This window comes from Polaribacter pectinis (genome assembly GCF_014352875.1).
GTDB lineage: Bacteria > Bacteroidota > Bacteroidia > Flavobacteriales > Flavobacteriaceae > Polaribacter > Polaribacter pectinis.
In genome coordinates this window covers 1,447,899-1,455,000 of record NZ_CP060695.1, presented here as the reverse complement: position 1 = coordinate 1,455,000, position 7,102 = coordinate 1,447,899, and the positions used below count along the sequence as shown (strand labels likewise).

The window sequence follows — 7,102 nt, the reverse complement described above, 5'->3', positions numbered from 1 at the left end:
AAACTCCGAATGCTATAAAATGTTTCTCAGCAGTGAGGGCATGGGTGCTAAGGTCCATGTCCGAGAGGGAAAGAACCCAGACCATCAGCTAAGGTCCCCAAATATATGTTAAGTTGAAAAAACGAGGTTTGTCTGCCCAGACAGCTAGGATGTTGGCTTGGAAGCAGCCATTCATTTAAAGAGTGCGTAACAGCTCACTAGTCGAGCGGACGAGCATGGATAATAATCGGGCATAAACATATTACCGAAGCTATGGATTTGTATTATATACAAGTGGTAGGGGAGCATTGTAACCTGCGTAGAAGGTGTGCTGTGAGGCATGCTGGAGTGGTTACAAAAGAAAATGTAGGCATAAGTAACGATAATGCGGGCGAGAAACCCGCACACCGAAAGACTAAGGTTTCCTCAGCGATGCTAATCAGCTGAGGGTTAGTCGGGTCCTAAGGCGAATCCGAAGGGAGTAGTCGATGGATAACAGGTTAATATTCCTGTACTTCTTATAATTGCGATGGGGTGACGGAGTATTGAAAGCACCGCGAACTGACGGAATAGTTCGTTGAAGACTGTATCTATAAGATCTGTAGGCAAATCCGCAGATTTTGGAGAAGGTTGATAGTACCATAAGGCTTCGGCTGCATGGATAGTGTGCCTAAAAGCTTCCAAGAAAAACCTCTAAGCTTCAGATTATAAGAACCCGTACCGTAAACCGACACAGGTAGTTGGGATGAGAATTCTAAGGTGCTCGAGAGATTCATGGCTAAGGAACTAGGCAAAATAGACCCGTAACTTCGGGAGAAGGGTCGCCCATCTAACGATGGGCCGCAGTGAAAAGGTCCAGGCGACTGTTTATCAAAAACACAGGGCTTTGCTAAATTGAAAGATGATGTATAAGGCCTGACACCTGCCCGGTGCTGGAAGGTTAAGTGGAGTTGTTAGCTTCGGCGAAGCAGTGAAATGAAGCCCCAGTAAACGGCGGCCGTAACTATAACGGTCCTAAGGTAGCGAAATTCCTTGTCGGGTAAGTTCCGACCTGCACGAATGGTGCAACGATCTGGACACTGTCTCAGCCATGAGCTCGGTGAAATTGTAGTATCGGTGAAGATGCCGATTACCCGCAGCGGGACGAAAAGACCCCGTGAACCTTTACTATAGCTTAGTATTGGCTTTGGATAAGTAATGTGTAGGATAGGTGGGAGACATCGAAGCAGCGTCGCTAGGCGTTGTGGAGTCATCCTTGAAATACCACCCTTTGCTTATCTAGAGTCTAACTCAGAGATGAGGACAGTGCTTGGTGGGTAGTTTGACTGGGGTGGTCGCCTCCAAAAGAGTAACGGAGGCTTCTAAAGGTACCCTCAGCACGCTTGGTAACCGTGCGTAGAGTGCAATGGCATAAGGGTGCTTGACTGAGAGACATACAGGTCGATCAGGTTGGAAACAAGAGCATAGTGATCCGGTGGTTCCGCATGGAAGGGCCATCGCTCAAAGGATAAAAGGTACTCCGGGGATAACAGGCTGATCTCCCCCAAGAGCTCATATCGACGGGGGGGTTTGGCACCTCGATGTCGGCTCGTCACATCCTGGGGCTGGAGAAGGTCCCAAGGGTTGGGCTGTTCGCCCATTAAAGTGGCACGCGAGCTGGGTTCAGAACGTCGTGAGACAGTTCGGTCTCTATCTGCTGTGGGCGTTAGAAATTTGCGTGGATCTGACTCTAGTACGAGAGGACCGAGTTGGACTGACCTCTAGTGTATCTGTTGTTCCGCCAGGAGCATAGCAGAGTAGCTACGTCGGGAAGGGATAAGCGCTGAAAGCATATAAGCGCGAAACCCACCACAAGATGAGATTTCTTTAAAGGGTCGTGGGAGATTACCACGTTGATAGGTCATAGGTGTAAAGGCAGTAATGTCATAGCCAAGTGATACTAATAACCCATAGACTTATGTACGCTTCTCCCGTTAGCAATAACGGGAGAGAAACTCTTTTTTTTATTCTGAAACTTACAATATTATTTTACCATATGTCAACTTTTACAGTTAGAGTAATCTATCTGAAAATTTTAGGGTGGTTATAGCATTAGGGCTCACCTCTTCCCATCTCGAACAGAGAAGTTAAGCCTAATAGCGCCGATGGTACTGCATTTATGTGGGAGAGTAGGTCGCTGCCTTTCTTAATACTGATTCTTCAGTATTCTATAAGCCTCATATCTTAAGATATGAGGCTTTTTTTATTTGGTAAACCTTATTATCTGAAAAATACAATAGATATTATATCTTTTTATTTTTAGATCTTAATAATATTACTCTTTAATTTAAGTATTATCAAAAAGTGTAGCATATTAATGAACTTTATATCTAGTATTATAAAATATTAAAGTTTATTTTCGTTATTAATATGATACTTCGTTTATTTGTATTAATATGAAATTTAGTAGTTTTTTTTTCTTTCTATTTCTTTTTTCAATGTCTATAAATGGACAAGTTGGAGGTGAAAATGTTTATCAATTTTTGAATGTTTCTACGTCTGCAAGACAAATTGCGTTAGGAGGAGAAATTCTTACATTGTTAGATGATGTTAATCAACCTACATGGAACCCTTCTGTAATTAGTGAAGAAATTGATAATAAACTTTCCATAAACTATTCTAGTTATTTAGCTGGAATAAATATGGGATCTCTTAATTATGCGAAAACTATTTCAAGAAGATTTGGGACTATTCATGGAAGTATAAAGTATCTTGATTATGGAAATTTAATTGGAGCTGATGAAAATGGTAATGAAACTGGAAATTTCAATGCAAATGATATTGCAATTTCAGTAGGTTATTCTTTCAATCTTCCATGGACAAATTTTTATATGGGAACAAACATCAAACTAATTAACTCTAATATTAGTAATTTTACTTCTACAGGAATTGCTGCAGATATTGCTCTATTGTATTATAATCCGTATAAAACTTTTAATGTTACTTTAGTTGCTAGAAATGTGGGAACACAAATTAAATCTTTTAATGGTGAAATTGAAAAATTGCCTTTTAAATTAGCTTTAGGTGCTTCTTATAAATTAGACCATGTTCCGCTAAAATGGCATTTAACAATAGATAACTTACAGCAATGGTATGTTTCTGTTGCAAATCCGTCTGAACAAACTACAGATTTAGAAGGAAATGTTACCCAGGAAGAAACTGGTTTTATAGGTAATACTTTAAGACATTTTATAATTGGCGCAGAATTGTTTCCAGAAAGTGTAATTAATTTAAGATTGGGTTATAACTTTAGAAGAGCAGCTGAATTAAAATTACAAAACGCGAGAACATTTAGTGGAATTTCTTTTGGTTTTGGTATACAAATGAATAAGTTTAAGTTTAATTATGCATATTCTAAATTTCATTCTGCAGCAAATACAAGTACATTTAGCTTACAAATTGATTTAGATAGAAGATAAATATGAGTAAAAAAATTATTATAGCAATAGATGGATTTTCATCAACAGGTAAAAGCACAATAGCAAAATTAATTGCTAAAAAGTACAATTATATTTATGTTGATACTGGTGCAATGTACAGAGCTGTCACACTTTTTGCTAAACAAAATAATTTTGTAGGAAAAGATTTTCTAGAGAAAGATAGTCTTATTTCCAAATTAAAGAATATTTCACTTTCTTTTAAATTTAATGAAGAATTAGGTTTTGCAGAGATGTTTTTAAATGATAAAAATATTGAAAGAGAAATAAGATCTTTAGAAGTTTCTCAATTAGTAAGTAAAGTTGCAACGATTTCTGAAGTGCGTAAAAAATTAGTGGCTGAACAGCAAAAAATGGGAGAAAATAGTGGAATTGTTATGGATGGTAGAGATATAGGTACTGTTGTTTTTCCTAATGCTGAATTAAAGCTTTTTATGACGGCTTCTGCAGATAAAAGAGCCACAAGACGTTATAAAGAATTGATTGATAGAGGAGATAAAGTATCTTTTAAAGATATACTTTTTAATGTTGAAGAACGTGATAGAATAGATTCTACAAGAGAAGATTCTCCTTTATTAAAAGCAGATGATGCTATTGAATTCGATAATTCGGATATGGGAATTAAAGAGCAATTTGAGAGAATTTGTACTTTAGTAGACAGAAAACTTCAAGAAAACTAAAAATATCCAAACAAGTTTAGCCCAGATTGAACGGCATGTTTGAGCTCTTTTTTGGTTTTGGGCAAAAAAAGCGAGTAGTGAAAGCTGGAAATAGCTTCAAATAATAATATTAAGGAATATTTAGATATTTATGAGTCTGTAAAGAAATTTTCCATTTCGGATTTTTCATTACATAATCTACAATTTCTTCTGTCATTTTTTCTTTTTTACTCCATTCTGGTTGTAAAAAAAGCTGACATTTCTTACCTACTTTTGCAGCTTCTTGTTCTGCAAAATCAAAATCAGATTTATTATGAATTATCATTTTTAATTCGTCTGCTTCTCTATAATTTTCTTGAATTGGTAATTTTGTTTTCTTTGGTGAAAGACAAAACCAGTCCCATTTTCCAGAAAAAGAATAGGCCCCAGAAGTTTCTATGTGTGTTTTAATATGATTCTCTTGAAGCAATTCAGTAATATAATCCATTGACCACATTAAAGGTTCACCACCAGTAATAACAACGGTATTCGCGTATTTTTTTACGTTGGAAACAATAGTGTCTGCTAAAGTTGGTGGATGTAAATCTGCGTTCCAACTTTCTTTAACATCGCACCAATGGCAACCAACATCGCAACCACCAACTCTAATAAAATAAGCAGCAGTTCCTGTGTGAGAACCTTCGCCTTGTATTGTATAAAACTCTTCCATTAACGGAAGCATTATTCCTTTATCTACTAAATCTTTTGTCTTTTTATCCATCTACATTAAAATCACCAAAAAGGTATTTAAAAATGCAAAGGTAGTTTTTTGCTAATCAAGATTAAAAAGAATAATAAATTAATTCTAAATAGTTAAAAATCAAGTATTTTTTGTAAATTTGCACTCCTTTTTACGAGAACAGATTTATAAAAGGAATATAAAACAAAAATTTATAAAAACATCTCTTATTGTTTTTATCGTTAAAAATCTGAATAACAATAAGATACAAAATTATTTTAGACACATGTCTGAAGAAACAAAAAACACTGAAGAGCAAGTAGAAGCTACTGAAGTACAACAAACAGAAGCAGCAACTCCTGCTGTAGATCCAAAACAATTTTTAGCAGATTTTAATTGGCACAAATACGAACAAGGTATTGAAGCTGTTGATGAAGAAAAATTAGTTGAGTTCGAAAAAGCGTTAGAAGGAACTGTAGGTTTTGTTAACGAACGTGACGTAATTGAAGGAACTGTAATCAGAATTACTGATAGAGATGCAATCATCGATATCAATTCTAAATCTGAAGGAGTTATTTCTTTAAACGAATTTCGTTATAACCAAGGTTTAGCTGAAGGAGATAAAGTAGAAGTATTAGTAGACAAAAGAGAAGATTCTTCTGGTCAATTAGTATTATCTCACAAAAAAGCAAGAGTAATTAAAGCATGGGAACGTGTTAATAATGCTCATGAAACTGGTGAAGTAGTTAACGGTTTCGTTAAATGTAGAACTAGAGGTGGTATGATTGTAGATGTTTTCGGAATCGAAGCATTCTTACCAGGATCTCAAATTGATGTTAAACCAATTAGAGATTACGATCAGTATGTAGAAAAAACAATGGAATTCAAAGTTGTAAAAATCAACCACGAATTTAAAAACGTTGTAGTTTCTCATAAAGCTTTAATTGAAGCAGATATCGAATTACAGAAAAAAGAAATCATTGGCCAATTAGAAAAAGGACAAGTATTAGAAGGTGTTGTTAAAAACATTACTTCTTATGGTGTGTTTGTAGATTTAGGTGGTGTAGATGGTTTAGTACATATTACAGATTTATCTTGGTCTAGAATCAATCACCCGAATGAGGTTGTTGAATTAGATCAAAAATTAAACGTTGTAATTTTAGACTTTGATGATAACAAATCTAGAATTCAATTAGGTTTAAAACAATTATCTGCTCATCCTTGGGAAGCTTTAAACGATACTTTAAAAGTTGGTGATAAAGTAACAGGAGAAGTTGTAGTAATTGCAGATTATGGTGCATTTGTAGAAGTAGAACAAGGAGTAGAAGGGTTAATACACGTTTCTGAAATGTCTTGGTCAACTCATTTACGTTCAGCTCAAGACTTTGTAAAAGTTGGAGATAAAGTAGAAGCGCAAGTTTTAACTTTAGACAGAGAAGACAGAAAAATGTCTCTTGGTATGAAACAATTACACCCAGATCCTTGGACAGATATTACAACTAAATATCCTGTAGGTTCTACACATACTGGTACTGTAAGAAATTACACAAACTTTGGTGTGTTTGTAGAATTAGAAGAAGGTATAGACGGTTTAGTATATATTTCTGATTTATCTTGGACTAAGAAAATCAAGCATCCATCAGATTTTGTAACTGTTGGAGACAAATTAGAAGTTCAAGTATTAGAATTAGATGTAGAGAACAGAAAGTTAAATTTAGGTCATAAGCAAACACAAGACAATCCTTGGGATGCACATGAAGCTACTTACACAATCGGTTCTACACACGAAGGAACAATTAAAGAAAAGAACGATAAAGGAGCAGTTGTAACTTTTGCTGATGGAGTAGAAGGTTTTGCACCAACACGTTTCTTGGAAAAAGAAGATGGTTCTAAATTAGGAAAAGGAGATACAATAGACTTTATTGTAATGGAATTTTCTAAAGAATACAGAAGAGTAGTTGTTTCTCATACTTCAATCTTTAGAGAAGAAGAAAAGAGAAACATTAAAGTTGCCGCTAAAAAATCTGCAGATGCAGAAAAAACAACTCTTGGAGACATTGGTGGTTTAGCAGCGCTTAAAGAAAAAATGGAAGCTGGAGCAAAAAAGAAGAAGTAATTCTTATTTTTTAAACAGTAGAAATTTATAATATTTAAAAGCCGATGCAATTTGCATCGGCTTTTTTTTTATACGCTGATTTCTTATTCAACATACAGAACTAAAAACTTCAACTGAAAACTGTCATTTTTTGGGCGTTCCCTAAAGGTCGGGC

General features: G+C 35.3%; 4 protein-coding genes and 2 rRNA genes (1 of these 6 running past the window's edge). 5 read left to right on the top strand and 1 reads right to left on the bottom strand.

Going from position 1 to position 7,102, the window contains the following annotated elements:
• The 4 genes from H9W90_RS06650 to cmk form a co-directional block, all read left to right on the top strand.
• Positions 1–1,942: ribosomal RNA gene (locus H9W90_RS06650) — 23S ribosomal RNA — on the top strand (it extends 937 nt beyond the left edge of the window).
• A 112-nt stretch (positions 1,943–2,054) separates the two neighbouring features.
• Positions 2,055–2,164: ribosomal RNA gene (gene rrf / locus H9W90_RS06645) — 5S ribosomal RNA — on the top strand.
• 292 nt (positions 2,165–2,456) lie between these two features.
• The gene (porQ, locus tag H9W90_RS06640; RefSeq protein ID WP_254712533.1) at positions 2,457–3,437 is read left to right on the top strand and encodes a type IX secretion system protein PorQ; all 981 of its coding nucleotides are present in this window, start codon (positions 2,457–2,459) and stop codon (positions 3,435–3,437) included.
• Positions 3,438–3,439: 2 nt separating this feature from the next.
• On the top strand, positions 3,440–4,135 hold the full coding sequence (gene cmk, locus H9W90_RS06635; protein WP_187483662.1) for a (d)CMP kinase: 696 nt from the start codon (positions 3,440–3,442) through the stop codon (positions 4,133–4,135).
• Between the two features lie 109 nt (positions 4,136–4,244).
• Here the strand turns inward: cmk and H9W90_RS06630 are convergent, their stop codons facing one another.
• Positions 4,245–4,874: a 7-carboxy-7-deazaguanine synthase QueE gene (locus H9W90_RS06630; RefSeq protein ID WP_187483661.1), complete on the bottom strand. Its 630-nt coding sequence runs from the start codon at positions 4,872–4,874 to the stop codon at positions 4,245–4,247.
• A gap of 244 nt (positions 4,875–5,118) precedes the next feature.
• Between H9W90_RS06630 and rpsA the strand changes: the two genes are divergently transcribed.
• Positions 5,119–6,948: a 30S ribosomal protein S1 gene (rpsA, locus tag H9W90_RS06625; RefSeq protein ID WP_187483660.1), complete on the top strand. Its 1,830-nt coding sequence runs from the start codon at positions 5,119–5,121 to the stop codon at positions 6,946–6,948.
• Positions 6,949–7,102: the final 154 nt, after the last annotated feature.